29 protein-coding genes and 1 tRNA gene are annotated in these 26851 nt (G+C 58.5%); 16 read left to right on the top strand and 14 right to left on the bottom strand.

Annotated elements, in window-relative coordinates; translation table 11 throughout:
* Positions 1-2: 2 nt before the first annotated feature.
* The 11 genes from rimO to hflX all read left to right on the top strand — a co-directional run bounded on the left by rimO (position 3) and on the right by hflX (position 11429).
* On the top strand, positions 3-1340 hold the full coding sequence (rimO, locus tag DWV48_RS05805) for a 30S ribosomal protein S12 methylthiotransferase RimO (protein ID WP_118653885.1): 1338 nt from the start codon (positions 3-5) through the stop codon (positions 1338-1340).
* Positions 1341-1343: 3 nt separating this feature from the next.
* On the top strand, positions 1344-1997 hold the full coding sequence (gene pgsA, locus DWV48_RS05800) for a CDP-diacylglycerol--glycerol-3-phosphate 3-phosphatidyltransferase (protein ID WP_118653884.1): 654 nt from the start codon (positions 1344-1346) through the stop codon (positions 1995-1997).
* A 96-nt stretch (positions 1998-2093) separates the two neighbouring features.
* The gene (locus tag DWV48_RS05795; protein WP_118653883.1) at positions 2094-2597 is read left to right on the top strand and encodes a CinA family protein; all 504 of its coding nucleotides are present in this window, start codon (positions 2094-2096) and stop codon (positions 2595-2597) included.
* Positions 2598-2810: 213 nt separating this feature from the next.
* A complete protein-coding gene (gene recA, locus DWV48_RS05790; RefSeq protein ID WP_118653882.1) occupies positions 2811-3917 on the top strand; it encodes a recombinase RecA in 1107 nt (368 codons plus the stop codon).
* 90 nt (positions 3918-4007) lie between these two features.
* The gene (locus DWV48_RS05785) at positions 4008-4595 is read left to right on the top strand and encodes a regulatory protein RecX (RefSeq protein WP_233546188.1); all 588 of its coding nucleotides are present in this window, start codon (positions 4008-4010) and stop codon (positions 4593-4595) included.
* Positions 4596-4798: 203 nt separating this feature from the next.
* Positions 4799-6358, top strand: coding sequence for a ribonuclease Y (gene rny, locus DWV48_RS05780; RefSeq protein WP_118653880.1), 1560 nt, complete (start codon positions 4799-4801; stop codon positions 6356-6358).
* 10 nt (positions 6359-6368) lie between these two features.
* Positions 6369-7457: an ATP-binding protein gene (locus DWV48_RS05775; RefSeq protein WP_118653879.1), complete on the top strand. Its 1089-nt coding sequence runs from the start codon at positions 6369-6371 to the stop codon at positions 7455-7457.
* Between the two features lie 87 nt (positions 7458-7544).
* On the top strand, positions 7545-7868 hold the full coding sequence (locus tag DWV48_RS05770) for a stage V sporulation protein S (protein ID WP_118653878.1): 324 nt from the start codon (positions 7545-7547) through the stop codon (positions 7866-7868).
* Positions 7865-9226 carry a tRNA (N6-isopentenyl adenosine(37)-C2)-methylthiotransferase MiaB gene (miaB, locus tag DWV48_RS05765; protein ID WP_118653877.1) on the top strand — a complete coding sequence of 454 codons (1362 nt, stop codon included), beginning with the start codon at positions 7865-7867 and terminating at the stop codon, positions 9224-9226. The genes DWV48_RS05770 and miaB overlap by 4 nt, the downstream gene beginning before the upstream one ends.
* Positions 9223-10143, top strand: coding sequence for a tRNA (adenosine(37)-N6)-dimethylallyltransferase MiaA (gene miaA, locus DWV48_RS05760; protein WP_118653876.1), 921 nt, complete (start codon positions 9223-9225; stop codon positions 10141-10143). Before miaB ends, miaA begins: the two co-directional genes overlap by 4 nt.
* Positions 10140-11429, top strand: coding sequence for a GTPase HflX (hflX, locus tag DWV48_RS05755; RefSeq protein ID WP_118653875.1), 1290 nt, complete (start codon positions 10140-10142; stop codon positions 11427-11429). Before miaA ends, hflX begins: the two co-directional genes overlap by 4 nt.
* Before the next feature lie 27 nt (positions 11430-11456).
* Here the strand turns inward: hflX and DWV48_RS09515 are convergent, their stop codons facing one another.
* Entirely contained in the window at positions 11457-11600 is a 144-nt protein-coding gene (locus DWV48_RS09515) for a heparan-alpha-glucosaminide N-acetyltransferase domain-containing protein (RefSeq protein WP_147352847.1), read from the bottom strand.
* Positions 11601-11766: 166 nt separating this feature from the next.
* Complete coding sequence (gene lexA, locus DWV48_RS05745; protein WP_118653873.1) at positions 11767-12405, bottom strand: transcriptional repressor LexA; 639 nt, start codon at positions 12403-12405, stop codon at positions 11767-11769.
* 158 nt (positions 12406-12563) lie between these two features.
* Between lexA and DWV48_RS05740 the strand changes: the two genes are divergently transcribed.
* The 4 genes from DWV48_RS05740 (at position 12564) to DWV48_RS05725 (ending at position 15361) form a co-directional block, all read left to right on the top strand.
* A complete protein-coding gene (locus DWV48_RS05740) occupies positions 12564-13031 on the top strand; it encodes a LysM peptidoglycan-binding domain-containing protein (RefSeq protein ID WP_118653872.1) in 468 nt (155 codons plus the stop codon).
* 95 nt (positions 13032-13126) lie between these two features.
* Positions 13127-13570, top strand: coding sequence for a transcriptional regulator NrdR (gene nrdR, locus DWV48_RS05735; protein WP_118653871.1), 444 nt, complete (start codon positions 13127-13129; stop codon positions 13568-13570).
* Between the two features lie 4 nt (positions 13571-13574).
* Positions 13575-14018, top strand: coding sequence for a dUTP diphosphatase (gene dut, locus DWV48_RS05730; protein ID WP_118653870.1), 444 nt, complete (start codon positions 13575-13577; stop codon positions 14016-14018).
* Between the two features lie 29 nt (positions 14019-14047).
* A complete protein-coding gene (locus DWV48_RS05725) occupies positions 14048-15361 on the top strand; it encodes an NCS2 family permease (RefSeq protein WP_118653869.1) in 1314 nt (437 codons plus the stop codon).
* Between the two features lie 78 nt (positions 15362-15439).
* Here DWV48_RS05725 and DWV48_RS05720 read toward each other — a convergent pair whose 3' ends face one another.
* Positions 15440-16636, bottom strand: coding sequence for a glycosyltransferase (locus tag DWV48_RS05720; RefSeq protein WP_255413662.1), 1197 nt, complete (start codon positions 16634-16636; stop codon positions 15440-15442).
* Positions 16637-16848: 212 nt separating this feature from the next.
* On the opposite strand from DWV48_RS05720, the gene DWV48_RS05715 reads away from it, so the two are divergent.
* Positions 16849-17787 (top strand): NAD(P)/FAD-dependent oxidoreductase, encoded by a 939-nt coding sequence (locus tag DWV48_RS05715; protein ID WP_118653867.1) that lies wholly within the window; start codon positions 16849-16851, stop codon positions 17785-17787.
* A gap of 150 nt (positions 17788-17937) precedes the next feature.
* On the opposite strand, the gene DWV48_RS05710 is transcribed toward DWV48_RS05715, so the two are convergent.
* The 11 genes from DWV48_RS05710 to DWV48_RS05660 all read right to left on the bottom strand — a co-directional run bounded on the left by DWV48_RS05710 (position 17938) and on the right by DWV48_RS05660 (position 26851).
* Complete coding sequence (locus tag DWV48_RS05710) at positions 17938-18822, bottom strand: DegV family protein (protein WP_118653866.1); 885 nt, start codon at positions 18820-18822, stop codon at positions 17938-17940.
* Positions 18823-18918: 96 nt separating this feature from the next.
* A complete protein-coding gene (locus DWV48_RS05705) occupies positions 18919-20013 on the bottom strand; it encodes an NlpC/P60 family protein (protein WP_118653865.1) in 1095 nt (364 codons plus the stop codon).
* 39 nt (positions 20014-20052) lie between these two features.
* Complete coding sequence (locus DWV48_RS05700) at positions 20053-20586, bottom strand: adenine phosphoribosyltransferase (protein ID WP_118653864.1); 534 nt, start codon at positions 20584-20586, stop codon at positions 20053-20055.
* 13 nt (positions 20587-20599) lie between these two features.
* Positions 20600-21499 carry a MerR family transcriptional regulator gene (locus DWV48_RS05695; RefSeq protein WP_118653863.1) on the bottom strand — a complete coding sequence of 300 codons (900 nt, stop codon included), beginning with the start codon at positions 21497-21499 and terminating at the stop codon, positions 20600-20602.
* Positions 21492-21902 (bottom strand): FHA domain-containing protein, encoded by a 411-nt coding sequence (locus DWV48_RS05690; RefSeq protein WP_118653862.1) that lies wholly within the window; start codon positions 21900-21902, stop codon positions 21492-21494. The genes DWV48_RS05695 and DWV48_RS05690 overlap by 8 nt, the downstream gene beginning before the upstream one ends.
* 97 nt (positions 21903-21999) lie before the next feature.
* Entirely contained in the window at positions 22000-22734 is a 735-nt protein-coding gene (locus DWV48_RS05685) for a CDP-alcohol phosphatidyltransferase family protein (RefSeq protein WP_118653861.1), read from the bottom strand.
* A gap of 112 nt (positions 22735-22846) precedes the next feature.
* Positions 22847-22923 (bottom strand) — tRNA-Pro (locus DWV48_RS05680).
* Positions 22924-22982: 59 nt separating this feature from the next.
* On the bottom strand, positions 22983-24167 hold the full coding sequence (gene coaBC, locus DWV48_RS05675) for a bifunctional phosphopantothenoylcysteine decarboxylase/phosphopantothenate--cysteine ligase CoaBC (RefSeq protein ID WP_118653860.1): 1185 nt from the start codon (positions 24165-24167) through the stop codon (positions 22983-22985).
* 3 nt (positions 24168-24170) lie between these two features.
* Entirely contained in the window at positions 24171-24884 is a 714-nt protein-coding gene (locus DWV48_RS05670; protein ID WP_118653859.1) for a zinc ribbon domain-containing protein, read from the bottom strand.
* Positions 24881-25687 carry a Nif3-like dinuclear metal center hexameric protein gene (locus tag DWV48_RS05665; protein WP_118653858.1) on the bottom strand — a complete coding sequence of 269 codons (807 nt, stop codon included), beginning with the start codon at positions 25685-25687 and terminating at the stop codon, positions 24881-24883. The genes DWV48_RS05670 and DWV48_RS05665 overlap by 4 nt, the downstream gene beginning before the upstream one ends.
* Positions 25688-26851, bottom strand: coding sequence for a cysteine desulfurase family protein (locus DWV48_RS05660; protein WP_118653857.1), 1164 nt, complete (start codon positions 26849-26851; stop codon positions 25688-25690).

The raw sequence follows: 26851 nt of genomic DNA, 5'->3' as shown, positions 1-26851 counted from the left end.
TGATGGCTCACGCCTCTCTTCTTTACATCACGCTCGGCTGCGCCAAGAACGAAGTCGACACCGACCGTATGCGTTCGCTTTTAAACGGTGCGGGCTACGAGGAGGTGTTCGAGGCCGCAGACGCCGATGCGGTCATCATCAACACGTGCTCGTTCCTCGCTTCGGCCACGTCTGAGAGCATTGAGACCACGTTGGCGCTCGCCGAGGATGTCGCCGATGGCGTCCGCGACACGAGGATCGTCATGTGCGGCTGCGTTCCCTCTCGATACGGCGACGAGCTTCCCGAAGAGCTGCCGGAGGTTGCCGCGTTCGTCCGCACCGATGAGGAGGACGGAATCGTCGCTGTCATGGACGAAGTCCTTGGCATCGAGCGCGATTCGCTTCCGTTCATTCCTACGGTCAAGCGCACGGTGGAGAGCGCCGTCGCCTACGTCAAGATCTCCGATGGCTGCGATCGCTTCTGCAGCTTCTGCGCGATTCCCTATATCCGCGGTCGGTACAACTCTCGTACGGCTGAGAGCATTCTCGCCGAAGTTCGCGACCTCGTTGCGGGCGGTGTGCGCGAGATCGTACTGATTGGCCAGGATACGGGCATCTGGGGGAGCGATTTTACGGGAGAGGTCGAAGGGCCTGCCAACTTGGCCCAGCTCATGGTCGCCGTCGCAGAGGCTGTTCGTCCCCATCATGTTTGGGTGCGCGTGCTCTATCTGCAGCCCGAGGGGATGACGGATGAGCTCGTTGCCGCCATTCGCGATACGCCCGAGATCTTGCCGTACATCGATATTCCCGTGCAGCACTGCAATGCGCGCATTCTGAAGGCGATGCACCGGAGCGGCTCGACGGAAGAGCTTTCCAAGTTGTTCGCAACGTTGCGCTCCCAGATTCCCGGCATGGTCATCCGCACCACAAGCTTGGTCGGCTTCCCTGGTGAGACCGACGAGGAGGCTGAGGAGATGCTCGCCTTCATGGACCGAGAGGGCTTTGATTACACGAGCGTTTTTCCGTATTCGCCCGAGGAAGGTACGCGCGCTGCGAAGATGGAAGGCCAGGTTCCCGAAGACATTAAGCTCGAGCGCACGCAGGCTGCCATGGACCTTGCCGAGTCTCTCGGCTTTGCCGCGACCGCTGCGCGTGTGGGCGAGGTCGCCGAGGTCATCGTCGATGGTATCGAGGAGACCGATGAAGGCCCCGAGCTCATCGGCCACGCGTGGTTCCAGGCCCCCGACTCCGATGGCGCGGTCCATCTCGAGGTGTCCGAGGCTGCCGTGGGCGATATTCTAAAGGTAAGGTTTACCGACAGTTTCTGCTATGAGCTCGTCGGAGAGGTCGTTGAGGAGTAGCGCATGGCCGTAAACGCCAAGGGCAAGGAGATCACGAGCATCTGGACGCCCGCCAATGTCATCACCTGCGTGCGCATCGTGTTCATACCGCTGTTCATGATCGCGAGCGAGGCTTCGTTCAGCGCCATGCAGGGGTCTAACGGTTCCGCTTCGACCGCTGCTGCCACCTGGGCATTTTTCGCGTTCGCTCTATACCTGATTTTGAGTGCCACCGACAAGGTCGACGGCGATTTGGCTCGCAAGCGCGGCGAGGTTACCGATTTCGGTAAGTTCCTCGATCCCATCGCGGACAAGCTCCTCGTGTTCTCCGCGCTTCTTATCTTGCTGGAGCACGGCTTCGTGAATGTGTGGTTCGTCTTCATCATCTTGCTGCGTGAATTCTTGGTCAGCGCCCTTCGTATGGTGGCGAGCGCCAACGGCGAGGTCATCGCCGCGGATAAGCTCGGTAAATGGAAGACCGCCGTTACCATGGTGTCACTGTGCGCCTACCTGCTTGCCATCGCTCTGACGTTCTGGACCTCTCCGGCTGGTGTTTCGCAGGTCTCCCTCATAGTCCAGATTGTTGCCAGGGCCACAATGGTAGCTGCCGTGGTACTCACGGTCGTTTCGGGTGCCCAGTACTTCTGGAACGCCCGCCACGTGATTTTCCGCGTGTAGGACTGCTGTCTAAGATTTGATGTGATTCGCCCTGTGCCCTCTTGTGGGCGCGGGGCGAATCGCATGGGCGATCCTTCGTCATCGAAAGGAAGGGTCATGGATAGACTCACGCTGGATCGAGAAATCGTCGACCGTGCTCAAGAATTGGTTGAGAAGGCGACCGTGCGGGGTGTGACGGTCGCGACGGCCGAGTCGTGCACGGCGGGCATGGTCGCCTCGAGCATCGCGGGGATACCCGGTGCCAGCACCGTGCTTCGCGGTGGCGCGGTCACGTATTGCGATGAGGTCAAGCATCGCGTGTTGGGCGTTCCCTGCGAGGTGCTCAAGGAGTTCACGGCCGTGAGCGAACCGTGCGCCCGCGCGATGGCGGAAGGTGCCCGGTCCCTTTTCGATGCGGATATTGCTGTCAGCCTTACGGGGTATGCCGGCCCCGGTGGGGGAACCGAGGACGACCCCGCCGGTACCGTATATATCGGAGTATACGATCGCGGGGCGACACGCTGTGTGCGCTGTTCGTTCGAGGGCGACCGCAATGAGGTACGCGCACGTGCCGCGCTTTTTGCGCTGGATGAGTTGATTAACTGCTGCTCGTATATGTGAATTACGAGGTCTTTTGACTGCCCATAGCCTCGAGTTGACGTCTGGTCGCACTGCCCTACCTGCCGTTGTGAGAAGTCACGCCATTTCGTGTCAGGCCGCAGTCGGAACATGCCCTGCGATCTGTCGGATGCACCGCATATGATTTCCTCAGATGGTATTGACCACGAACATCCGTTCGCGTACTATCAAACCATACAACATCAAGGAGGATCAATGGCCAAGAACTCAGGGCCGGCGCGCGTGATCCACGAGCGCACCACGGGCAAAGAGCGTGAGAAGATGATCGAGGTCACCAAGGCTGAGATCGTGAAAAAATTTGGAGATGGCTCCATTATGCGGTATGGGGACGGGGGTCCCGAACTCGAGGTGGAGGCGATCCCGACGGGTGCCCTCGCGCTCGATGCCGCTTTGGGCATCGGAGGCGTTCCGCGCGGACGCATCGTGGAGATATACGGTCCCGAATCTTCCGGTAAGACCACGCTATCCCTTGAGATTCTCGCCGAAGCGCAGGCGATGGGCGGCGTTGCCGCGTTCATCGACGCCGAGCACGCTCTCGATCCCACGTACGCCGCGCGCATCGGCGTCGATATCGACGAGGTTCTGATATCTCAGCCCGATACGGGCGAGCAGGCACTTGAAATCTGCGACATGCTCGTTCGCTCGGGTGCGATCGACGTCGTGGTCATCGACTCCGTCGCCGCGCTCGTGCCGCGTGCCGAGATCGAGGGCGAGATCGGTGAGACCACGGTTGGCTTGCAAGCGCGTCTGATGAGCCAGGCTCTGCGTAAGCTCGCAGGCTCCCTTGCGAAGTCGAACACGACGTGCATCTTCATCAATCAGTTGCGCGAGAAAATCGGCGTCATGTTTGGTAATCCTGAGACGACGACGGGTGGTCGCGCGCTCAAGTTCTTCTCGAGTGTTCGCATCGATATCCGTCGTATCGAGAGTATCAAGGTCAAAGATGAGATCGTGGGCAACCGTGTGCGTGCCAAGGTCGTGAAGAACAAGGTCGCCGCGCCGTTCCGCACCGCCGAGTTCGACATCATGTATGGAACCGGCATCTCCAAAGAGGGCTCCGTTTTGGATATGGCGGTCCAATATGAGATCGTCAGCAAGTCAGGTGCCTGGTATACCTATGATGGCGATCGTCTGGGTCAAGGCCGCGAAGCCGCAAAAGATAAGCTCCGCAAGAACCCTGAGCTCATGAATGAGCTCGATCATAAGGTTCGCGTTATGTGTGGACTTGAGTTCGAGGATGAGCCCGTGGGAACAATTGTTGAGCAAGACGGGGATGTCCATGACGCCCCCGAGGCCATGTAGCGCCCCCACATGTCATTGCTTATGACCGATATCGAGGTGCGCCTTCCCGATCGAAAGCGCGCCTCGAGTTCGTTTTCACCAAGAAAGCCCATGGCGGAAGTGCATTGCCATATGGAGAATGGGAGCACGCGTGAGATTGTCGTCCCCGTTCGCGTGGGTCGGATTCTCATGGGTGATCCCATTGCGCTTCCCCTTGAGGAAGACCAAGCCTTCGATGCCATCCACGATCTTGGGCGGCGCGTCTGCTTTACGCTCATGACCGAAATGCTCTCTCGTCGCGATTACGCAACGGGCGAGCTGCGTGACAAGTTGAAGCTCTACGGGTATCGCGATGAGGAGATCGATGCATGCATCGAGCGTGCGTCACAGCTCAGATACGTCAATGATGCCCGCTTCGCCATGTATTTCATCGAGGAACGCAAACGGCGCGGGTGGGGGAGGTCCAAGATAGAACGAGAGCTTTCGCTCCGTGGTGTTTCGCGCGATGATATCCCTGGCTACCCCGACGAGTTCTTTTCCGAAGAGGACGATGTCGAGCGCGCCCTCGGGCTTTTGGAACGCAAAACCATACCCGAAGCGCGTGCCTTCGAAAAGCTCGTTCGGCACCTCATGGGTAAGGGCTTCTCCTACTCCGTCGCCGCCTGCGCCGCTCGTCTGCGAATGGATGCCGAAGACTGAGCACGCTTTTGACAATTCCCCTGCTTCAACGTAGGATAGATACGTCATTTGTTTGCTATGCGCTCATCCTCGGTGATGAGATTGACGATATCTTCTATCGGAACGATTTCATATCCCCTTTGGTGGACCATATCCTGCAAATGTCCCGCGTCGTGCTTTTGCCGGCGTTGGTTTTCGCACTTGAATCACTTTAAGGAGTCGTCATGCCCGTTGAGTCCATACTCGTCGGCGCCGTCTGCCTTATTCTTGGTGTCGTTGTGGCCGTCATGGTCATGCGCAACTCCAAGAACGGCAGCGTTCGCGAGGCAGAGTCAAAGATCCAGAGCGCGCACAGCGAGGCCGAGCAGGTCGTCGCCGATGCCAAGCGCACCGCCGAGACCCTCAAGAAAGAGGCCCTGCTCGAAGCCAAGGAGGAGATCCTCCAGAGCAAGCAGGCCGCCGAGGCAGAGGACGCCCAGCGCAAAAAGGAGATTCGCGTTCTGGAAAACCGCGTAATGCAGCGTGAGGAGTCCCTTGATCGGCGCAACGACGCCCTCGACAAGCGCGAGCATCAGCTTTCCAGCCAGCAGGGCCAAATCGACAAGCGCTCCCGTGAGCTTGAGGAACTCTTCGCTCGCCAGACAAGTGAGCTTGAGCGTATCTCGGAGCTCACGCGCGATGACGCGCATGCCGAGCTGCTCGACAAGGTCCGCGGCGAGGTCACGCATGAGGCCGCTACGATCATTCGCGAGTCCGAGCAGAAGGTCAAGGCCGAGTGCCATAAGACCGCTCAGGAAATCATTTCTCTCGCCATCCAGCGTTGCGCTTCCGACCACACCGCAGAGGTGACGGTCACGTCTGTGCACATTCCCTCTGATGACCTCAAGGGCCGCATCATTGGCCGCGAGGGCCGCAATATCCGTACGTTCGAGCAGGTGTCCGGCGTCAATCTCGTCATTGACGATACGCCTGAAACCGTCGTACTCTCCAGCTTCGATCCCGTTCGTCGTGAGACGGCACGCGTGGCACTGGAGAATCTCATCGCCGATGGCCGCATTCATCCGGCCCGTATCGAGGAGATGTACCAGAAAGCCGCAGACCTCGTTCAGCAGCGTGTGCGCGAGGCAGGCGAGCAGGCTGCCTTCGACATGGGCATTCACGACCTGCATCCCGAGATCGTCAAGACGCTCGGTGCCCTTCGCTACCGCACGTCCTTTGGACAAAACGTGCTGCGCCATTCGCTCGAGGTCGCCGATCTGTGCGCCATCATGGCCGCAGAACTCGGCGTCGATGTCCTGACCGCTAAGCGTGCCGGTCTGTTGCACGACCTGGGCAAAGCCATCGACCACGAGGTTGAGGGCCCGCACGCGGTTATCGGCGCCGAGCTCGCGCGCCGTTACGGCGAGAAGCCCGCGATCGTCCACGCCATCGAGGCACATCATGGCGATACCGATCCCAATACGGTCCTCGACGTCCTCGTTCAGGCAGGTGACGCCATTTCGGCGTCTCGCCCTGGGGCACGCCGTGAATCCGCTGAGAACTACATCAAGCGTCTTGAGAAGCTGGAGGAGATCGCCAACTCTCATGACGGCGTCGAGCGCACTTACGCCATGCAGGCGGGCCGCGAGATCCACGTTATGGTCCAGCCCGACAAGGTCTCCGACGCCGAATCGACTGTCTTGGCTCACGACATCGCCCAGCAGATCGAAGAGGAGATGGAGTATCCCGGCCAGGTTCGCGTTGTCGTGATCCGCGAGAGCCGCGCCATTGATATCGCCAAGTAGGCTGAACCTTATGGCAGACGGTAACGACCTCATCTCATTTATCGCCTCCATGTCGGGAGAGGGCAATCTTCGTGTTGAGGAGAATCTCGGTGATGGCTTCGTGCGCCTGCGGGTTTCCGAAGCGGAGCGTCGCCAGGCGAAGCACGATATCCAGCATGTTGAGGACATCGTCGTCGAGATGCTTCGCAATGCCCGTGATGCAGGTGCCAAGTCGATTTACGTCGCTACTATGAAGGAGGAGGGTGCTCGCACCCTCCTTTTCCTCGACGATGGTTCCGGTGTCCCCACTGAGATGCGGGAACGAATCTTCGACGCTCGCGTCACGTCAAAGCTCGAGTCCATGAAAATGGACCGATGGGGCGTTCATGGTCGCGGTATGGCCCTCTTCTCCATTCGCCAGAACACCCGGTCTTCCCGCGTGGTTGCTTCCGGAGTGAACCTCGGATCCTCCTTCTGCATTGTCGCCGATACCAACACGCTTCCCGAGCGCGCCGATCAGTCGACATGGCCCCAGACCGCAAAAGACGAGCAAGGTGTCCTTGCATGTGTGCGTGGCCCCCACAACATCGCCCGCGCGGTTTGCGAGTTCGCCTGTGAAGAGTTACACGACTGCGATGTCTATCTTGGCTCTCCGACTGAGATCGCCGCGACGCTGTACGCCCACGCACTTTCGCGCGTGGATACTACGCGACTTCTCTTCATCGATTCCGAGGATCGTCTCCCGGTCGTTGACCGGTTGGCCTGTGCCGCCGACGCGTCAGATTTCATACGTATCGCAGCATCTGTTGGCATCGAGATCTCCGAGCGAACTGCTCATCGCATTCTCGGCGGCTCGATCCCCTCTCTTCGTAGCGTCGCTTCGCGCCTATTACGTGAGAAGACGGACTCCGCTCACACTCCGGCACCGGTCGATCTTGCTCGCGACAGGCGAGGCCTTAAAATCGCCCAGGATGACCTTGCCTCATTCTCGCGCAGCATGGAGAGGGAGTTCTCGGAACTCGCGTCTCGCTATTACCTCACGCTCGTACACGATCCCAAGATCCGGGTTACGCGCGATCGCATTACCGTCACCTTCGATATCGGCAAGGATGAGACCTGACGGTCCACCTGCTTGCCCTTCGTCCTGCCCTGCGGTATCTTTGCAATCAATCTGACTAAATGCACTTTATACGCTGGAGAAACGCACATGGAATTCCTCAAGGTCTCGAGTAAGTCGTCACCCGCCTCGGTTGCGGGTGCCATTGCGGGCATGGTTAAAGATGGCGTTCCCGTCAATATGCAATGCGTCGGAGCGGGCGCCGTCAACCAGGCTATCAAGGCCATGGCAATCGCGCGGGGCTTTTTGATACCTACGGGTTTTGACATCTCCTGTGCCCCCGTTTTCTCCGACATCCTCATCAACGGTGAATCCCGCACGGCCATCAGGCTCTCCGTGTATGTGCATCACATCTCGATCTCCAACGCCGACGCGTTCGATTTCTCCGACGATTGTAAGCAGGTTTGCTCATGACTGACCTCTCCATCCTCTCCGGTAAGACGTATTTCATCCGCACCTTCGGCTGTCAGATGAACCTCCATGACTCCGAGCGCGTGGGCGGGTTGCTCGACTCGCTCGGCTGCCTTCAGGCGAGCGGACCCGAGGATGCCGATATCGTCATTTTCATGACGTGTTGCGTGCGCGAGGCGGCGGATACGCGTCTGTACGGCCAGTGCTCCTCTTGCAAGAGCCTTCCTAAGTCGCCGAGCGGGCATCGTGTGGTCGCGGTGGGCGGCTGCATCGCCCAGCGTGATGGCGAGGGTCTTCTCACCAATCTCGATAACGTCGACGTCATCTTCGGAACCCATTCAATCGCTCATGTGGGCGAACTTCTCGCTGACGCTTTTATTGACGGTTCCCGCCATGTCCGCGTTGAGGAAATCGACACGGGCTCTGCCACCGATATGCCCTGGCATCGCGAGACTGCCTATCATGCGTGGGTTCCCATCATGACGGGATGTAACAATTTCTGCAGTTATTGCATCGTTCCTTATGTGCGCGGGCGCGAGAAGAGCCGTCCGATGGACGAAGTCGTCGATGAAGTCACCGGTCTGGTGCGTCAAGGGGTGCGTTCGGTGACCCTGCTGGGGCAAAACGTTAACTCCTATGGACGCGACCAAGGTTCCGCGCCGCGCTTTGCCGAACTTCTCCGTCGTGTGGGTGACACGGGCATTGAGCGTATCTATTTCACCTCATCGCATCCCAAGGATTTGCTGCCCGAGACCATCGATGCGATGGCGGAGGTTCCCGCCGTCATGCCGCAGCTGCACCTTGCCGTGCAGTCCGGTTCCTCGCGCATACTCAAGCTCATGAATAGGAAGTACACGCGTGAGCAATATCTCGACCTCGTGCATCGCGTGCGCGATCGTATTCCCCATATCGCGCTTACAACCGATATCATCGTCGGATTCCCCGGTGAGACTGATGAAGATTTCGAGCAAACGGTAACGCTCGTGGATGAGGCCCGGTTTGCGCAAGCCTTCACCTTCATCTACTCCAAACGCGATGGCACGCCCGCCGCCAAGATCGTTGACCCCACGCCGAGGTCCGTTATCCAGAAGCGTTTCGATCGTCTGGTCAAGCATGTCGAGCGTACCGCGTTCGAGTATAACCAGCATGCACTCGACACCACGGTTCCCATGTTGATAGAGGGAACTTCGAAGAAGAACGATCGCGTTTTGCAGGGCAAGAGTCCCTGGAACCAAACGGTTCACTGCCCCGTTCCAGATGGCGTCGATCCGCGTGAACTCGTCGGTAAAGTGCTCGACGTTCACATCGATGTGGCACGCACCTGGTATCTTTCCGGGTTGTCCACGAGCGAGCCACGATGAGCCCCATCATTGCCATCACCGGGCCCACGGCGGTGGGGAAGAGCGCCGTTGCCGACCGCGTTGCTCGTGCCCTGCACACCGAGGTCCTTTCTGCCGATGCCATGCAGGTGTATCGCAACATGGATATCGGTACGGCCAAGACGCCCGTATCGGAGCGATTGGTTCCCCTCCGCCTCATCGACCTCGTTGGCGCGAGTGAATCATATTCCGCTGCGCTGTATCAACGCGACGCTCGCGCAGAGATAGCACGGCTTCAGGAGGACGGACGCACTCCGGTTTTTTGCGGAGGCACCGGGCTGTATTTGAGGGCGGCTCTCGACGTCATGGAGTTTCCCAAAGGAAAGATCGACGATGACCGCCGCGCCTCCTACCTTGCCCTTCATGAGGAGCTGGGAGACGAGGGCCTCCACGCTCTTTTGTTTCGCCGTGACCCAAAGAGCGCCGCGGTGATTCATCCGCACAACGTCAAGCGCGTGATTCGCGCACTTGAAATGGCGGACGAGGGAGTTTCCTATGCTGAGAAGGCATCTGGCTTTTCGCACCCCCGTGAAGCATTTCCCCACGTCACATATGCACTCTCCATGGATCGCGAGCGCTTATACGAACGCATCGATCGCCGCGTCGATCTTATGATGGAACAAGGCCTTCTTGCTGAGGTTGAGCGGCTTTTGGAGGAGGGGGCGCGCGAATCCCTTACGTCGCGTCAAGCGATCGGTTATAAGGAAATCATCGATTACATCGATGGCGCGTGCACTCTGGATGAGGCAATTGATCTTATCAAACGTCGTTCACGCAGGTACGCCAAGCGTCAACTCGCTTGGTGTCGCCGTGATGTGCGCATGCGTTGGATCGACATGGACGAGCGGGGACTTGCGGGTGCCGTTGAATTCATTCTCTCGGAGGCAATGCACGGATGAGCCGTTTTGATCCTGTCTCCACGGCTCCTGTTCCTGAGCGTGCGATCCTCATGGGAGTCGATTGGCGTGATAACGCCTGGCCCATCGATAGGTCGCTCGACGAACTGGAGCGTCTTGCGGATACCGCGGGCGCCACGGTCGTAGCGCGCTTGACCCAAAAGCTCGATCGGCCGATTCCCAAATCGTATATCGGATCTGGGAAAGTGGAGGAGCTTCGCGGATTCGTCAACCGCCTCGATGCCGATGTCGTCATCTTCGACGATGACTTGAGTCCATCTCAGCAATCATATCTGGAACGTGCCCTTGGTGAACCCGTCAAGATCATCGACCGCACGGCCTTGATCCTCGACATCTTCGGCCTCCATGCCAGAACGCGTGAGGGACGCTTGCAAGTGCAACTTGCCCAGCTCCAGTATCTGCTCCCACGTCTTCGCGGCATGTGGAGCCATCTTGCCAAGGAGCAGACCCGTGGCGGCATCGGTAGCCGCTTTGGTCAAGGCGAGACCCAACTCGAGGTCGATCGTCGCATGATTCGCAATCGCATCTCCGCGCTTCGCCATGAGCTCAAGGAGCTTGAAAAACGCCGAGCGGTTCAATCAAAGTGGCGAGCGAACTCTCCTGCTTTCCGGGTGGCTCTTGCCGGATACACGAATGCCGGAAAGTCGACCGTGCTGAATCGTCTGACGGGCTCTGATGTGCTTGCCCAGGATAAGCTGTTCGCGACGCTCGATCCAACGACGCGTTCATATGAACTTCCCGGTGGGCGCGCCATTACGATCACCGACACCGTGGGATTTATCCAAAAACTCCCACATGGACTCGTTGAGGCTTTCAAATCGACTTTATCGGAGGTTCGCGACTCCGATCTCATCCTTAAAGTCGTTGACATCTCAGATGATGACCGCCACCGGCAAATCGATGCGGTCGAGCATGTTCTTAGAGAGGTTGGAGCGGGAGCATGTTCCGCGGTAACGGTGTTCAACAAGATCGATCTGCTCGATTCCGATCATATCGAAGCGTTGAAGAGGCGTTTCCCCGATGCGGTGTTCTTCTCCGCGCTCACGGGCGAAGGTTTGCAGGACCTGCAAACGAGAATCGCACGTGAGGCCGCTGCATCTGATGCTCTCGTCTCATGTGAGATTCCATATCGCGAGGGCGCCTTAATTGCCGCGATCCGCAAGCAGGGGCAGGTGCTTTCGGAGGCTTTTTTCGATGATCATGTCAGCATGGTCTGCCGTGTTCCTGCACGTATCGCGGCGCGTCTACAGCCATTTCGAACGGAATAGCATCGTGTTGTCGTCGGACGGTCGACCTCACTGAAACACAGTCTCGAACACCATCAGCAGCAGTATTTGGTGCGTTGCATAGATGATTAACGAATGCCTTCCCATCCACGCCAATATCGGGATATGTTCACGGTGCATCCAATTTGGGTACGTACGGCCTTTTGTTGCCAAGACCGTGCCAACGTAGCACTCGCCGTGTAGAGCAGGCTAAACGGTATGAGGGGATAAAAATGATGACGGCACCGAGAAGCTCGTCGAAGCACGCGTTCACCAACGCTTGCACTACGATTATTCTCATGATGCGACGGCTCGTTCTGCATCATGGCGCATGCGATGTCTAGAATCGACGCATGAGCGCGACGACTTTACCCAAGATGGTGGGGTTGTCGGCGTAGATGGGTTCCATGGAATCGTTTTCCGGCTGTAGACGTACGCGCCCACGTTCCTTGTAGAACGTCTTGACGGTCGCTTCCCCGTCGATCATGGCGACGACTATTTCCCCGTTCATGGCGCTTTTTTGCTCACGCACCACGATGTAGTCCCCGTTGTAGATGCCAACGTTGATCATAGAATCACCGTGGACCTCAAGGATGAAGGAGCACGAATCGGTCGCGATCTCCGTGGGAAGGGTGAAGGTATCCTCGACGTTTTGCTCGGCCAGAATGGGCAGCCCAGCGGCGACGCGACCCACGAGCGGCAGTGAAACCGTACCGCGCGTGGTGACTTCCTTGACCTCATCGAGCTTGACCGACGACCCGTCCGAGTTGAACACCTCGAGGGCGCGCGGCTTTGTCGCGTCGCGCTTGATGAGCCCGAGATCTTCAAGCGCGCTCAAATGGGCATGAACGGTGGAAGGGGAGGAGAGGCCGACGGCGGCGGCCATCTCTCGAACGCTCGGGGGATAGCCCTTCTCCTTTTGATATGAACGGATGAAGTCGTAGATCTGCTGCTGACGCTTCGTGATCTTGCGGGCCATAACCGCTCCTCTCAATACAAACATCTGTTCGCATTTCTCTTGACAAGAACAACTGTTCGAAGATAATAATACACGAACACTCGTTCTTGTGCCAGAAGTTTTGTCCGCACGGCTCGATATAACCAAAGGCGACAAGATGCAGAGCGGGAGGAGCGAATATGACTTCCACATCGTTTACCTACGGATCCCTGGCCCTCACGTTGGACCGACCCTCCACACCAGCCTTAAGCGTCGTCTCTGGCGGCGTGTCGACTGTTTCACACATCCAGCCCGGTCACTTCCAGGTTGCCGCACCCGATGTCTATGCGCGGGATCGTCCGGCACCTTCATCGCGGTCTCGCTTTATCCTCTTCGGCGTCGCGTCATTGGTCTTGATCGTAGCGTGTGCTTCCATCCTGTCCACAGTTTTCCAGGCTCGGAATGCGAGTCATGCGGCCTTCGTCGACACGCTGACGTCTAAAAATGTAACGGTCTCTGCCGGAGAGTCATTGTGGAGCATCGCGGAGGACAACCCCGTGGATGGGCTCGCAATCGAAGAAGCCGTCGAGGTCATGAGGGACTGGAACGGACTTACCAGCGCTTCGCTTCACCCTGGCATGGAGTTGGTCGTTCCCTCTGCGGGCTAGACTATTACATCTCACCATATCTTGTGTTTCTAGCATTACGGCCCTCAACGCGTGGTATCCTAGCGAAGTTGTCGGATGTGAGGGGAGACGATGCCATGCGGTGTCCGAAGTGCGGCCATGATGACACGCGTGTGATAGATTCGCGTATGCAGGATTCCTCGAACGCCATCAAACGTCGTCGTGAATGCCGATCGTGCGGATACCGGTTCACCACATTCGAACGATGCGAGGACCCCATCGAGGTGCTGAAGAGCGATGGAACCACGCAGCCTTTCGACCGCAATAAGCTGCTCGTGGGACTTATGCGTGCAACTTCCAAACGCGACATCGATCTCACGCAGCTCAACGCGCTCATTGATGACATCGAACTGGAACTGAGGGGCGGGGCGCGTTCGGCTGTCAGCTCCCATGATATTGGCGATATGGTCCTCAAGCGCCTCGAGAAGATCGATAAGGTCGCCTACATCCGATTCGCGTCCGTGTATCGTGACTTCCAAGACATCGATGAGTTCCTATCCGAACTCGATAAGCTGAGGTGATTACATGTCCATGTTGAACGTGAACGTCAAGCGCCTGGATCCAACCGTCGAGTTACCCGCTTATGCATATGAGGGTGATGCGGGCTTGGACCTGCGTGCCAATGAGAGCGTCGACATCGCGCCCTTCGAGCGCGTCCTCATCCCCACTGGCCTTGCCATCTCAATTCCGGATGGGTACGCCGGGTTTGTTCAGCCCAGGAGCGGTATGGCTCTCAAGCGCGGTCTCACTATCGCCAACACCCCGGGGCTCATTGATGCCCACTATCGCGGTGAACTTAAGGTCATCGCCGTGAACCTTGATTCCCAGCAGACCATTCACATCGAGCGGGGAGAGCGTATCGCCCAGCTCGTCATCCAGCAGGTGCCCGTCGTGCACCTTACAGAGGTCGACGAACTCGACGAGACCGATCGCGGTAGCGGCGGTTTCGGGTCGAGCGGTTCGAAATAGTCGGTCCAGTCGTATAGGGGGAATTATCTATGGACCAGTTTTTCAAGTTGGGGGAGCGCAAGTCCGACGTGGCCACTGAGCTGCGTGCGGGACTGACCACGTTCCTGGCGATGTCTTACATCATCGTCGTGAACCCGCTCATCCTCTCCGCCGGTGGCGTTCCCGTCGCCGCCGCGGTGACCGCCACGTGCATCGGTGCCGCGGTCATGACGATCGCGATGGGCCTCATCGCGAACCGTCCGCTCGCCTGCGCCTCGGGCATGGGCATCAACTCCATCGTCGCGTACACGCTCTGCGGAGCCATGGGACTCGGTTGGCAGACTGCCATGGCTATCATCTTCATCGAGGGTATCGCCATCTTGCTGCTCGTGCTGTGCGGTCTCCGCGAGGCCATCATGGATGCCATTCCCGGGTCCCTGCGTCACGGCATCTCTATCGGCCTCGGCCTCTTCATCGCGATGATCGGCCTTAAGGATGGCGGCATCATCGTCGCCAACGAGGCCACCATGGTCGCCCTCGGCAAGGTGACCGACCCGGTCTTCCTCGTCGGCCTCATCTCCATCGTCGCCACCGTCGTCCTCTCTTCCATGAACGTGAAGGGCGCCTTGCTGTGGGGCATCGTCATCGCTTCTGTCCTCGGCATTCCGCTCGGCGTGACCGCTGCTCCCTCGAGCATCGTCGCTCCGCTCGATTTCTCCACCTTCGGCGCCCCGTTCATGGCGGACGCCGATGGCGTCATGGGCGTCGTCAAGGCCCTCACCACTCCCGCCTTGCTCCTCTTTGCCTTCTCGCTCATGATGAGCGACTTCTTCGACACCATGGGCACCGCCATGGCCGTTGCCAAGCAGGGCGAGTTCCTCACCGAGGATGGCAAGGTTGAGGACATCAAGCCCATCCTCATCGTCGACTCCGTGGCTGCAGCTGCGGGTGGCGTGTTCGGCGCATCTTCCATCACCACGTTCGTTGAGTCTGCCTCCGGCGCTGCCGACGGCGGTCGCTCCGGACTTACTTCCGTGACGGCAGGCGTTCTCTTCCTGCTCGCCGCATTCTTCTCCCCGGTTATCAGCTGCATCAGCTCCGCCGCCACCTGTGGCGCCCTCGTGTACGTCGGCTTTTTGATGATGAGCGAGGTCACCGAGGTCGACTGGTCGGACATCCTCGAGGGCTTCCCGACCTTCATGATCATCGTCGGTATCCCGTTCACCTATTCGATTTCCAACGGCATCGGTCTTGGCTTCATCGCCTACGTGGTCGTTGCCGCCGTGACGGGCAACCTCAAGAAGATTCGTCCGCTCATGTGGGTCGCCGCCGCCGCGTTCCTTGCGTACTTCCTGCTCGTGTAGAAATGCGGTAAGCACGTAGAAGGCTTTATGCGTCAATACAAGATGCCCTCGCGGTCATTTGTCCGCGAGGGCATCTTTCTACCGTATATGCGCGGGTTTTCCACCCCAGTAGAATTCAGCGAAATGTTGCTCGCGATCACACGGCACGCCGACCAGCCGCATCGTGCTGCAAACGATGTCCTGTGCGGCATTGGGACGGCGGAGTGCGCCAGCGTTGACGAGGAGACCGTGGAGCGCCTCTGAATTATCATGGAGATGCCTCAACTGCATGATGAGCTCGCGTGAGGTGGTAGCATGCATGCTCGCGCCGAAAGACGTGAGCATCGTCGTGTTCGCCTTCTCCTGCCCATACGATTTTCCAAGCAAGATCATCGGCAGCTCGGCGCACAGACACTCCGTCACGGTAAGTCCGCCGGACTTGAGAATCGCCAGATCGCAGGTCCGCATGAGGGCCGCCATGTCGTCCACGTAATCGAGTACGGTGACGTTGGGAAGCTTCATGCCCTCGAACACAGAGCGCAGGTGCTTCGCGTAGGCAATGTCCTTACCCGGCAGGAACACGAAGTGCATACTCTCGAAGCTGCGCAGGTAGGGAAGCGTCTCCTCCATGGCCGCCCGGAATCGCACATACGGCTGGGGTAGGGCGGCACCTGCCATGACCAGCACCAAGGTCTTGTCGCTTGGCACCCCGAACGTCTCGCAATCGTGCTCACGATCGCGTAGATCGTTGAATCCCGGTCTGATGGGTATACCCGTGACCTCAATGCAGCGCTCGGGCACCTTTCGTGGGCGGAGCGTCTCCGCCATGAACTCGGTCGCGACGCAAAAGAGGTCGGTTTCCTTGTGTGGCCACCAACCCTCTATCTCGTAATCGGTGGGGACGCAGACGACGGGAAACTCCACACCTGTCATCATGCGGGCTCCAACGGCGGTATTTGCGGCGGTGATGTGTGTGCAAATGACGGCAAGGGGTCGCTTCTCAGTCACATAGTCGTTAAATGAGTGGAACATGATTCTGGACCACGCCGATCCACCGCCCCAGAGCAATCTGCCCGTGAGCGTATAGCGCCACGTAACATCGTAGATGGGCCTCGTGGCGCCCGTGAACGCCGCCGCAGTTTTGTTACCGTCGAATTTGATGCGCCCAAAATCGAGTACGTCGAGGACATCAACTTCAACATCATCGGGTACGCCATGTGCACCCCGCATGTTTTCCACCGCCTGTGCGATTGCCATGGCTGCCGCGCGATGTCCGGAACCTACCGAGGCATGCATAATGGTAATAACGGGCCGTGGGGCTTCGCTTGCCGGTGATACCGTCCCCCGGGAATTGAGCGGCACGTTATCGCCAAGATTGTCGAGGCGTTCAGTTGTCATGTGGGCGTCTCCCTGGTTGCTTGCTAACAGCATTGTACGTCCCGCCCTGCAAGAGCTCGGCGCAATCGGGTAAGAGCAAAGAAACGACGTACCGAAAGGATGTACCGGCTATGGATTCCACGAAAGACCTCATCATCGTCGGTGGAGGTCCCGCAGGCTATTCCGCTGCCCTCTACGCCGCACGAGCCAGCCTAGACGTTCTGGTTGTCGAGCATGGGATGGCTGGCGGACAGATTGCCACCTCAGATATCATTGACAACTACCCCGGATTAGGCAGTTGCTCGGGGGCCGAACTTGGCCAGAAGATGCAGGAGCACGCCGAGCATGCAGGCGCTCAGTCCACGTACGGATCGGTCTCGTCGATCGACCGCAAAGATGACATGTTCATCGTCAACACCGATATGGAGCAGCTCGAAGCCCCTGCGCTTATCGTGGCGACCGGAGCTACGCCCCGACTTGGAGGCTTCGTAGGTGAGGATGAGTTCCGCGGAAGGGGAGTATCGTATTGCGCCACCTGTGATGGAATGTTCTATCGCGGAAAGCACGTCTTTATCATCGGTGGCGGCAATTCCGCTGTTGAGGAGGCAATGTATCTCTCCAATATCGCCGAGCACGTTGAACTTGTCGTGAGACGCGATGTATTCCGGGCTCCACGGGGCATGGTAGAGCGACTTCTCACGCGTGACAACATTACCATTAGGTACCAAACTAGTATTATCGAAGTGAGCGGTTCGACGTTTATCAACCGCATCGTATTGAGAGACAATGCCACGGGAGAGACGCACGCCGAGATGTTCGACGAAGGCTCGGTTGGCATATTTGTCGCCGTCGGCCATGATCCGGCTACCCAAATCGTAGCTCCCTATGTTGACCTTGGTTCAGACGGTGGCGTCGTTACCGATGAATCAATGGCAACGAAGACTCCCGGATTATTCTGCGCTGGCGATATGCGTTCCAAGTCCTTGCGACAGGTCATCACCGCGGCGGCTGACGGTGCCATTGCGGCCATGTCCGCCTATGCTTACCTCGAGGAGTCTGGCAGGATCTAATCGGGTTTGGTCGTAATGGTGTGTCTCTCGGTCTGAGTATGTGATACATTATTCAGAATTACGATAATATATATTATGTAAAGTAGATGACGATCTAAATAAAGAACCCCCGCGCGTTGCGGGGGTTCTCGCTTTCGTCTGTTGATGATGTCAAAGACGGTGCGCCCATTCGTACCCAATGATCAGGCCGGTCTTTTCGGCGTAGTACGAACATAGGCCGCCACAGGGTAAGACGAACACCTCGGCATGAGGCCACTCGGTAACAATCGCATCCTTGAGTGCCGAGGCACCGTCCTCATTGAAAACATGGTCGATATAGACCATGCCGCCACGATACCCATCAGCACGCATGGTTTCGATGATCTTGCGGTACGTTTTCTTGTCACCACGCGTTGGTGCTACGACCTTGATCGTCCCCTGAGCACTCGCAGTACCGAGCATGCGGATGGAAAGACCGCTGGCGAGGGCTCCGACGACTTTGGGCATGCGTCCATTTTTCGTGAGATTCTCGTAACTGCTCAGCGAAAAGAGCACCTGAGAGCTTGCCTGTAGCTGTTCAGCATACGATACTGCCTGGTCAAATGTAGCATCAGGATTATTCGTTAGGTACCTATCTAGAAGTTGAACGATAAGCTCGAGCTTTCCTCCGGCAGCCTTTGAGTCGAGAACGAAGATGTTCTTCCCAGCGATTTGACCATCATGGTCGCGGGCATATTCATCCATCACGAGATTGCGACCCATTTGAGCGGCCTCGAAACTGCCGGAAAGGTTCGCCGAGATGGTGATGGCAATAACATTGTCCGCCAAGCGGAACAATTCCGCCCACTCCCCTGCACTCGGACATGAACTACCCGATGCGGAGGGCTCGGCGGCCACCCGATGGTTGAGCGTGGCAACATCGAGGAAGGCATCGTCAGCGTATTCCTCGCCTGCAACTACGATTTTGAGCGGAGCCAACGCAAAGGCGCAATCCGCCGTTGCGGGTTGGTATGCGCGTAGATTACAGCTGGAGTCCGCTATGAGAGCCCATGACATGTATGAATCCTTTCGCGTTGTATGACGAATGTCCGGTATAGAGAGACGGCGGAAGGAGCACTCCCCCTCCGCCGTCCACGTGCATTGTTCGAGATGTTAGTAGCGAACGTAGATCATACCAGCCTGGACAGGGCCGACGACGACGCCGACGCCATAGGTGGCCGCGTGGATCATCTGTCCGTTACCGATATAAATGCCGGTGTGACCCCAATTGACGCACACATCTCCCGGCTGGGGATTGCTCACCTGCGGCCAGCCCATGAACGTATTGGTGGTACCAAGACGACGGTATTGACCAGTGAGGCAGTAGCTCACAAAGCCGGAGCAGTCGAACTGGCCGGGAGCGCACCCTCCCCATACATATTCAGCCTTGCCAACCCAACTCCATGCACGATCGACGATGGCGTTACCGGTGCTCGGAACATAGTTGGGCTCGGGATCGGGCTCCGGTGTCGGCGCAGGCGAAGGTGTGGGAGCGGGCGTATTGTTGGAGTTGTTGGTGTTGGTTCCGCCACCCTGGTCCGTATTGTTGTTGGAGGGCGTATCGACGTTCTGGACGTCATCGATCTGGTCGCCCTGGCTCGCGTTAAGCCCCTGTTGGAGGGCAGCGTTTGCGGCCGCCTCGGCGGCAAGCTCTTCCTGGAGTTTTGCGTCGAGCGAGCTCACGACCGACGCGGCCTCAGCGCGCTGCGCGTTGAGCTCATCGACCTTCGCCTGAGTTTCCTTGACGTTCTCCTCTTGCTCGGCTTGCTTGGTATCAAGCTCCTCCTTGAGGGTCTTAACCTCTGCTATGGTCTCGGCCTGCGTGTTCGCCACCTTGTTCATGTACGTCACACTCGAGACGAACTGATCAAAGGACGTCGAGGAAAGCACAATCTCGATCAGTCCGGCAAGACCGCCTTTGTATTCAGAGGAGACGAACGTGGAAAGCAGCTGCTGGCGCTCCGCAATCTCATTGTTCGTCTCATCGATCTGACCGCGAGTCTCCTCAAGGGAGTACGTGAGCTCAGAAAGACGATTGGTGATCTCTTCTGTCTGACGTCCAATCTCCTCGAGCTGTTCGCGGGCCGCTGCAAGATCAGACTCAGTGTCGGCGAAGGCGAACGTGGGAACGCCGGACATAAGAACGATGCCGGAAAGACCGGCGACGATGGCACGACGTGCGGTAAGGCTGCGTTTAGAGTGCGTCATATGAAAACTCCTCGATACGAGCGGCAAGGCGCGCGTTCGTTACGATACCTGAATGAGGCTGTACAGCTCTTGATCTCCCGCAGTCGCAAGCGTCTTGCGAGGATCGAGGAACGATAGCTCCAAGATACAAGCATACCCTATTAGCTCGGCCGCCACATCTTGCACAAGTTTTCCGGCCGCCGCCGCGGTACCGCCGGTCGCAATCAAATCGTCTACGATAAGCACGCGGTCACCGGGCTGAATGGCGTCTTTATGAATCTCAAGGGTATCGGTTCCGTACTCGAGCTCATAGCTCACCGAGTAGGTCTCGCGGGGCAGCTTGCCCGGTTTGCGTGCGGGAATGAACCCGGCTCCAAGCTCGAGGGCAACGGGTACGCCAATCATGAAGCCACGCGCCTCGGGTCCGACCACTTTAGTGACGCCCGCGTCTTTGAAATGATTGGCAATGTCCTCGACGGTATGGCGCATGGCCACGGGGTCGGCAAAGAGCGGCGTGATGTCTTTGAATACGACGCCGGGCTCAGGGTAATCCGGGATATCGGCGATGTAAGCGGCGTAATCGAACGGTTCCATAATCCTGTGCTTTCTACTCGGCTGTAATGGGCGTCACGCGAATGGGCTGGGCGGCAAGTTCGGTTGCATCGAGTGGAGCCACGCCCGTGGTCGACTCGGGGGTGGCATATGGAAGGACGGCGGAGTTGCTGTGGGCTGCCATCTCCGCGCGCGTGATCTCATCGTCGATGGCATCGACATCGGCATCCTCGACCACGGCGTTAAGCGACTCGAAGACGCGGTTACGCAACAGCGCGGTACGAACTCCGTCCGTGAGGTCATGAAGCGTTTTGAACGCGCGATCGAGCTTCGCCTCTCGATTGTCATCAGAATCGTCGGTACCGAGCATACCGATGAGAACCTGTTCGAATAGGGCGGATTCACGGTTGGCTGCATTGACGTACTGCCGCAGATTGCGAGGCTCGATGTGAAAGCGCGACAGCTCTGCACAATGACGGATGATTTCGAAGTCCCGACCGTCGATGAGTTCCCGGTTTTGGGGGCTGCGAACAATCCGGATAAGATCGTTATCGGAAAGCTGCCGCAAGAACGCAATGTCGACGCCGAGGATATCTGGGACGTCCTCGATGGGATGGAGCTTCTGACGAGTCTCCTTTGAGGCAACCTTCATGGGCGCATCCGTAAGCAGGCCGACCTCGAATGCGAGGGTCGAAAGGTCAGATGCACTGTCCAACTTCTGCTTGATGGCGGAAAGTGGCATATACCTGGTTTTCTGCAGATGCAAAATAACCTCGAGACGGTCGACGTCCGCCTTCGAGTACTGACGATAGCCCTTAGGAGTGCGGTGCGGCGTGATGAGCCCCTCGTCTTCCAGGAAGCGAATCTTCGAGTTTGAAAGGTCGGGGTATGTACCGCGGAGCAGGTTCACGACCTGCCCAATGCTGAGGTAGCTGCGCTCAGCCAAGCTACTCACCGGTTTCGATGCGCTCCACGGTGCTCTCGTGGTACATCAGCGTGAAGGTGCCGATCTGCACGGAAGAGCCATCATGCAGAGGGGCGGAATTGACGATCGCGCCATCAACCCAGGTGCCGTTAAGGGAGCCGAGATCCTCAATGAGGACACCCGCCTCGTTGCGCAGGATCTTCGCATGGCTGCGCGACACCGTCATGTCGTTGAGAAAGATTGTGTTCGCGGGATCGCGACCGATGGTGATCTCGGGCGCATCGAGCTCGAAGACGTTGCCGGTCTGGGGCCCCTTGATGATTGAGAGGACCGGAACGACCAGCGAGGCGCTCTTCATGAGGTCGGGCGCCGTGGCATCGCTGCTCGGCATGCGAAAGACGCGCGTGGTCTCGTTCTGCTCGATGTTTGCCATGGGAACCCCCTACTGGAAAATCGGAATACATCCGAAGTATCGTCAACTATCGTTTCATTCTAGCGCAAGCGGCACGCGTTCAGTGGGAATACGCAGACTATTCCTCTGCCGACTCCTCGTCCTCGTCGATCTCGGGGTTGAGGAAATCCTCGTCCTCGTCCTCAGGATGCGCGATGGCCGAGCGAATGGCCGCGATTCCCTTGGTCGTATAGACCACGCCGGTTAGAAGCGAGCAGCATACGCCTGCATATACGAAGTACATGCCAAGGGGCACCGCCTCACCATTGAGGCCGGGCAACCAGGTGATGGAGCTGGAAACGATGCCCATGCCATCGAGGACGGGAAGGCCCAGGAGCATAAGCGTGAAGCCGCTCATGAGCAACGCGGTCGCGAGCTTGCCGATGAAGACGACGTCGATGGGACGACGATGATAGCGCTTGACCACGAAATTGCCGAGGAACAGATAGATGTCGCGCCCAACGATGGCAAGGCAGATCCATAAGGGCAGCTCATGGCGAGCCACGAGGCCAACCACGCCGCAAAACAGCAGGGCACGGTCGACAATGGGATCGAGCATTTTCCCAAGCCAGCTGACCGTCTTGGTCATGCGAGCGATTTGACCGTCGAGCCAGTCGGTCGAGGCGGCGACGGCGTAGATGACGAGTGCGACATAGCGGTTGTAATCGGTAACGAAGAGGAAGAGGAAGACACCGGTGAGGATAAGGCGCGTGAACGTAATGAAGTTGGAGATGGTGAAGATCTTGTTAGAAGGGTAATCGGAGGTGCCGATGAGCTCCTTCTTGATCTTTTTCCGAATCTTGCCAGCAGCCACGCGCGACTCCTTGTAACGATATAGACACTGGGAGGATGATACCCGCTTTACGACCGGATAAGCCTTCCGCAAATGAAAAAGGGCGACCATAAGGCCGCCCTCTCATGCTCCGTGGTCGGGACGACTGGATTTGAACCAGCGACCCCTTGCGCCCCATGCAAGTGCGCTACCAAGCTGCGCTACGTCCCGAAGCAAGGAAGTACTTTACCCAAAGCTCGGCATAGATGCAAGGATAAATTTGCAACTTCCTAAGATTTTAGTGCCTGTGCGCGCTTGAGCAGTTCGAATGCGAGGGCCTGTTTGCCCATGCATGGCAGGGGGTCCGCCATGTCGGGCGTAACCCAGAGCACCTCGTTCGTATCTGAACCGAACGTCGAGTCGGCACGGGAGACGTCGTTGGCGACGATGGCGTCGCAACCTTTGCGAGCGAGCTTAGCGTGCGCACGCTCGGCGAGGTGGTTGGTTTCAGCGGCGAAGCCGACAACGATGCGGTTCCCCTTACGAGCTGACATATCGGCGAGAATGTCCTGGGTCTTGATGAGCTCGATATGCTTGAGCTCGCCATCAGCCTTGCTGAGCTTTTGATCGGCAGGATGCGCCGGGGTGTAATCGGCGACGGCGGCGGCGCAGATGAGCATCGAGCATGCATCAAAGCGCTCGCTCACCGCGGTGTGCATCTGTGCCGCGCTCTCCACATGAACGCCCTCTACGCCGAAGGGAATCGATAGGCCTGCAGCTGCCGTCACCAGGGTCACATGGGCTCCCATTGCATGAGCCGCCCGCGCGAGGGCGTGTCCCATTTTGCCGCTCGAGCGATTCCCGATATATCGCACGGGATCGATGGCCTCGCGGGTCCCTCCGGCGGTGATGAGGACCCGCTCCCCCTCGAGCGCCTCGGATGTTTCAAGGGCGAGCAAGGCTCGAGCGACGATATCCTCGACATCGGCAAGCTTTCCCTCGCCCGAGTCTCCACAGGCGAGGTATCCGGAGATCGGGCGGACGATGTCGTATCCGCGCTCCTCGAGCGCGGCGATATTGCGCTGTGTGACGTCCGCCTGCCACATGCCTACGTTCATGGCAGGCGCCACGACAACCGGCGCGTTGCAGGCCAAGACGGTCGTGGTGAGCAGATCGTCGGCCTCTCCATGCGCGATCTTCGCGATCACGTTCGCCGTGGCCGGAGCGATGAGGACGGCATCGGGCTCTTTGGCGAGAGAGATATGGTGGATGGGGTCGGACGGATTGTCGAACAAATCGACGGCGACCTCTTCATGCGTGAGCGCGCGAAACGTCGTCGGCCCCACAAAAGAGGTCGCATGCTCCGTCATACACACCTTGACGCGAACACCCGCCTTCTGGAGTCCACGCACGATTTCACAGGACTTGTATGCGGCGATGCATCCGGTGACGCAGACCAAGACCGTTTTCGCCATGGGCTACTCCTCGCAATCAAGCACGATGATGCGATGACAGTAGGGGCATTCGGCAATGTCGCGGGCATGGCGCAGGGCATCCATGGACGCGGGCTGAAGCGCGGTGCGGCAGACGGTGGGGACATTGCCCTCGATGCGCTCGACGGCAAGCCCTTTGAACCTGCTGAGCCCGCGCTCGTACAGATCGCGAACGTCCTCGGGCAAGCGACCCAGCAAATGCTCACGCCGGCGTATCAGCTCGTCGATTGAGGATTGCAAATCGGCCGCTTGAGAACGGGCGGCCTTGGTGTCCTCGATGATCGAAGCCTCGAACCGCGCAATGTAATCAGAGAGCTTTTGCTCACGCTCCCGTGCAAGGGCAAGGGCTTGACGTGCAGAGGGTCGATCGAACTCGATCTTATCGAGACGCTTGGCGATAAGCGAGAGCTCCTCCTCAAGATCGAGGAGCGCACGGTGGTCGCTGGCGTCGATGGGACGTGTCTGGGCTGCCTCCACCGCCTCGTGACATGCACGCTCGGCCTCATTAAGATCGTCCAAGGCGATTTGGGCGTCCTTGCGCGCGGCGAGCAGGCGCGTGGCCTCTGCCTTGAGTTTTGCGTGGGCCGAACGCTTCTTCGCGAGCTCCGCGATGAGCGGCAGATTATTGAGCGCGATGCGCTCACGTTCGAGCTCGAGATCGGTCTCCTGAAGTTTGAGAAGGTCGGAACCCATGCTCATGCGCATCCTCCTTGTGTAGGCACCCACCACTGGTGTGGGAGCGGAATGATATCTATACGGTCTTGGGCGACACCTGCGTTCGCGGTCGCATCGGCAAGTATGCGGCAAAACGGTTGCTCGGATCGGTCGTGACCGAGTAGGACAACAGAAAGCCCACGGAGCGCAAGGTCTTGCGCCCGGTGGTAACCGAGTTCACCGGTGACAACGACATCGCAGTTGCACGCGAGTGCCTGCTCACCGAAATCACCAAGCGAACCTCCCATGAAAGCAACGCGACAGACCGAAGAGGCGGCATCGCCCCAAACATGGGCACTCGTATCGAAGACGCTTTGAGCGGTAGACGCGAAATCACCCAAAAAGGTTTGTTCGATTTCGCAAACGGCTCCAAGGCCAGGCACATCGGGTTCGGTGACATGTTCGAGTGAGGAAAAGGCACTCAGGCCCATAAGGGCGGGAAGGGCCTGGCGTGCTTCCTTGGAACGATCGAGATTAGTGTGGAGGGAAATAACGCTCACGCCATGACGCGCCGCCTCGTACACCGCGGCGGACGAGCTTGGGCGCACGGACGAGGCGGGCGCGAAGCAATCGGGAGCGGAAATGTACACAGGGTGATGCGTGAGTAAGACATTAGCTCCCAACTCAGCGGTACGAAAAATCGCGTCGACCGTGGCATCGAGCGCGCAGGCGACCCCCTTGACCTCAGCATCGGGATCTCCGACGGAAAGACCAACGTGATCCCAAGCTTCGGCGTCCTCACGTGGGAACCTATCGAGTAGGTACGAAAGAAGTTCACTGACGAGCATCTATCCCACCACTTCCCACACGGCACGGGCAAAGCGATCGAGATCGCGCTCGTCGACGCGATCGTCAAACGAGATCCTAAGCGAGCCGAGGGCATCTTCGCGGGGAACCCCCATGGCGAGCAGGACGTGACTGGCATCAAGGCTCCCGCTCGAACATGCGCTGCCGGCGGAGACCTCAAAGCCGCGACCATCAAGCTGGAGGATGAGCTCTTCGGAGTCCATGCCCTCAACGTAGATGCTCACGATGCCGGGAAGTCGATCGATGGTGCTCCAATCCCCCATCGTCGCGTGAATACGGGGGTGCTCGCAAAGTGCCGCGTAGAGCTTATTCGCCATCATGCCCACGCGAACGGCATCGGTACGAACATTGGGAAGCAGCGCAGAAGTGGCTGCAGAGAGCGCTATGATGGCGCGCAGATCCTGCGTGCCGGGCCTGAGCCCCACCTCCTGGCCTCCGCCAAAGGAACGGGCCCGAATGGGCGTCCTGGTTTTGAGGTACAACGCACCGATTCCGACGGGTCCGCCGATCTTGTGGCCCGCAAGGGAAAGCGCGTCGACCCCGAGCTCGTTGACATCGAATGGCGTGTGGAGCCAGCCTTGGATTGCGTCGACGTGGATGCGTGCGCCATGTGCGTGTGCAACGCGGGCGAGTTCGCCTATGGGCTGCACGACGCCCGTCTCATTATTGGCCATCATCACTGACACGAGGGCGACATCGTCTCCCATCACCGCCGCAAGTGCATCGGGAAGAATTCGACCGGCTCGATCGGGCTTGACAAGATCGACTTCAAAGCCGGAAGCCCGAAGCGAAGCGATGTTGTCCAGGATGGAATCATGCTCGATTGCCGAGACGATGACACGCGTGCGCGTGCGCCAACGTTGTCGCACGGCATCCGGAATGCCGAGCAGTGCGAGGACGTTTGCCTCCGTTCCTCCCCCGGTGAAGATGATCTCGCTGGATCGCACCCGTGCGCCAAGGCTGTGGGCGATCGTGCGGCGACAGTCCTCGAGCTTAATCGCCGCTTGTCGCCCAAGCGAATGGAGGGAGTTGGGATTGACGCCCGCGAGCGGCGAGGAATCATATGCCTGTTGGGCCTTGATCGCCTCGGGTCGCATGGGAGTCGAGGCGGCGTAATCGAGGTTGACGTACTTCTGAGGCGGCAT

The sequence above is a fragment of the Collinsella sp. AF08-23 genome, assembly GCF_003479805.1.
GTDB lineage: Bacteria > Actinomycetota > Coriobacteriia > Coriobacteriales > Coriobacteriaceae > Collinsella.
This window is presented reverse-complemented; position numbering and strand designations above follow the sequence as displayed.

Coding starts and splice junctions, on each gene's coding strand:
- rimO (WP_118653885.1), top strand. CDS start 3: ATGGCTCACGCCTCTCTTCTTTACATCACGCTCGGCTGCGCCAAGAAC.
- pgsA (WP_118653884.1), top strand. CDS start 1,344: ATGGCCGTAAACGCCAAGGGCAAGGAGATCACGAGCATCTGGACGCCC.
- DWV48_RS05795 (WP_118653883.1), top strand. CDS start 2,094: ATGGATAGACTCACGCTGGATCGAGAAATCGTCGACCGTGCTCAAGAA.
- recA (WP_118653882.1), top strand. CDS start 2,811: ATGGCCAAGAACTCAGGGCCGGCGCGCGTGATCCACGAGCGCACCACG.
- DWV48_RS05785 (WP_233546188.1), top strand. CDS start 4,008: ATGGCGGAAGTGCATTGCCATATGGAGAATGGGAGCACGCGTGAGATT.
- rny (WP_118653880.1), top strand. CDS start 4,799: ATGCCCGTTGAGTCCATACTCGTCGGCGCCGTCTGCCTTATTCTTGGT.
- DWV48_RS05775 (WP_118653879.1), top strand. CDS start 6,369: ATGGCAGACGGTAACGACCTCATCTCATTTATCGCCTCCATGTCGGGA.
- DWV48_RS05770 (WP_118653878.1), top strand. CDS start 7,545: ATGGAATTCCTCAAGGTCTCGAGTAAGTCGTCACCCGCCTCGGTTGCG.
- miaB (WP_118653877.1), top strand. CDS start 7,865: ATGACTGACCTCTCCATCCTCTCCGGTAAGACGTATTTCATCCGCACC.
- miaA (WP_118653876.1), top strand. CDS start 9,223: ATGAGCCCCATCATTGCCATCACCGGGCCCACGGCGGTGGGGAAGAGC.
- hflX (WP_118653875.1), top strand. CDS start 10,140: ATGAGCCGTTTTGATCCTGTCTCCACGGCTCCTGTTCCTGAGCGTGCG.
- lexA (WP_118653873.1), bottom strand. CDS start 12,405: ATGGCCCGCAAGATCACGAAGCGTCAGCAGCAGATCTACGACTTCATC.
- DWV48_RS05740 (WP_118653872.1), top strand. CDS start 12,564: ATGACTTCCACATCGTTTACCTACGGATCCCTGGCCCTCACGTTGGAC.
- nrdR (WP_118653871.1), top strand. CDS start 13,127: ATGCGGTGTCCGAAGTGCGGCCATGATGACACGCGTGTGATAGATTCG.
- dut (WP_118653870.1), top strand. CDS start 13,575: ATGTCCATGTTGAACGTGAACGTCAAGCGCCTGGATCCAACCGTCGAG.
- DWV48_RS05725 (WP_118653869.1), top strand. CDS start 14,048: ATGGACCAGTTTTTCAAGTTGGGGGAGCGCAAGTCCGACGTGGCCACT.
- DWV48_RS05720 (WP_255413662.1), bottom strand. CDS start 16,636: ATGCATGCCTCGGTAGGTTCCGGACATCGCGCGGCAGCCATGGCAATC.
- DWV48_RS05715 (WP_118653867.1), top strand. CDS start 16,849: ATGGATTCCACGAAAGACCTCATCATCGTCGGTGGAGGTCCCGCAGGC.
- DWV48_RS05710 (WP_118653866.1), bottom strand. CDS start 18,822: ATGTCATGGGCTCTCATAGCGGACTCCAGCTGTAATCTACGCGCATAC.
- DWV48_RS05705 (WP_118653865.1), bottom strand. CDS start 20,013: ATGACGCACTCTAAACGCAGCCTTACCGCACGTCGTGCCATCGTCGCC.
- DWV48_RS05700 (WP_118653864.1), bottom strand. CDS start 20,586: ATGGAACCGTTCGATTACGCCGCTTACATCGCCGATATCCCGGATTAC.
- DWV48_RS05690 (WP_118653862.1), bottom strand. CDS start 21,902: ATGGCAAACATCGAGCAGAACGAGACCACGCGCGTCTTTCGCATGCCG.
- coaBC (WP_118653860.1), bottom strand. CDS start 24,167: ATGGCGAAAACGGTCTTGGTCTGCGTCACCGGATGCATCGCCGCATAC.
- DWV48_RS05670 (WP_118653859.1), bottom strand. CDS start 24,884: ATGAGCATGGGTTCCGACCTTCTCAAACTTCAGGAGACCGATCTCGAG.
- DWV48_RS05665 (WP_118653858.1), bottom strand. CDS start 25,687: ATGCTCGTCAGTGAACTTCTTTCGTACCTACTCGATAGGTTCCCACGT.
- DWV48_RS05660 (WP_118653857.1), bottom strand. CDS start 26,851: ATGCCGCCTCAGAAGTACGTCAACCTCGATTACGCCGCCTCGACTCCC.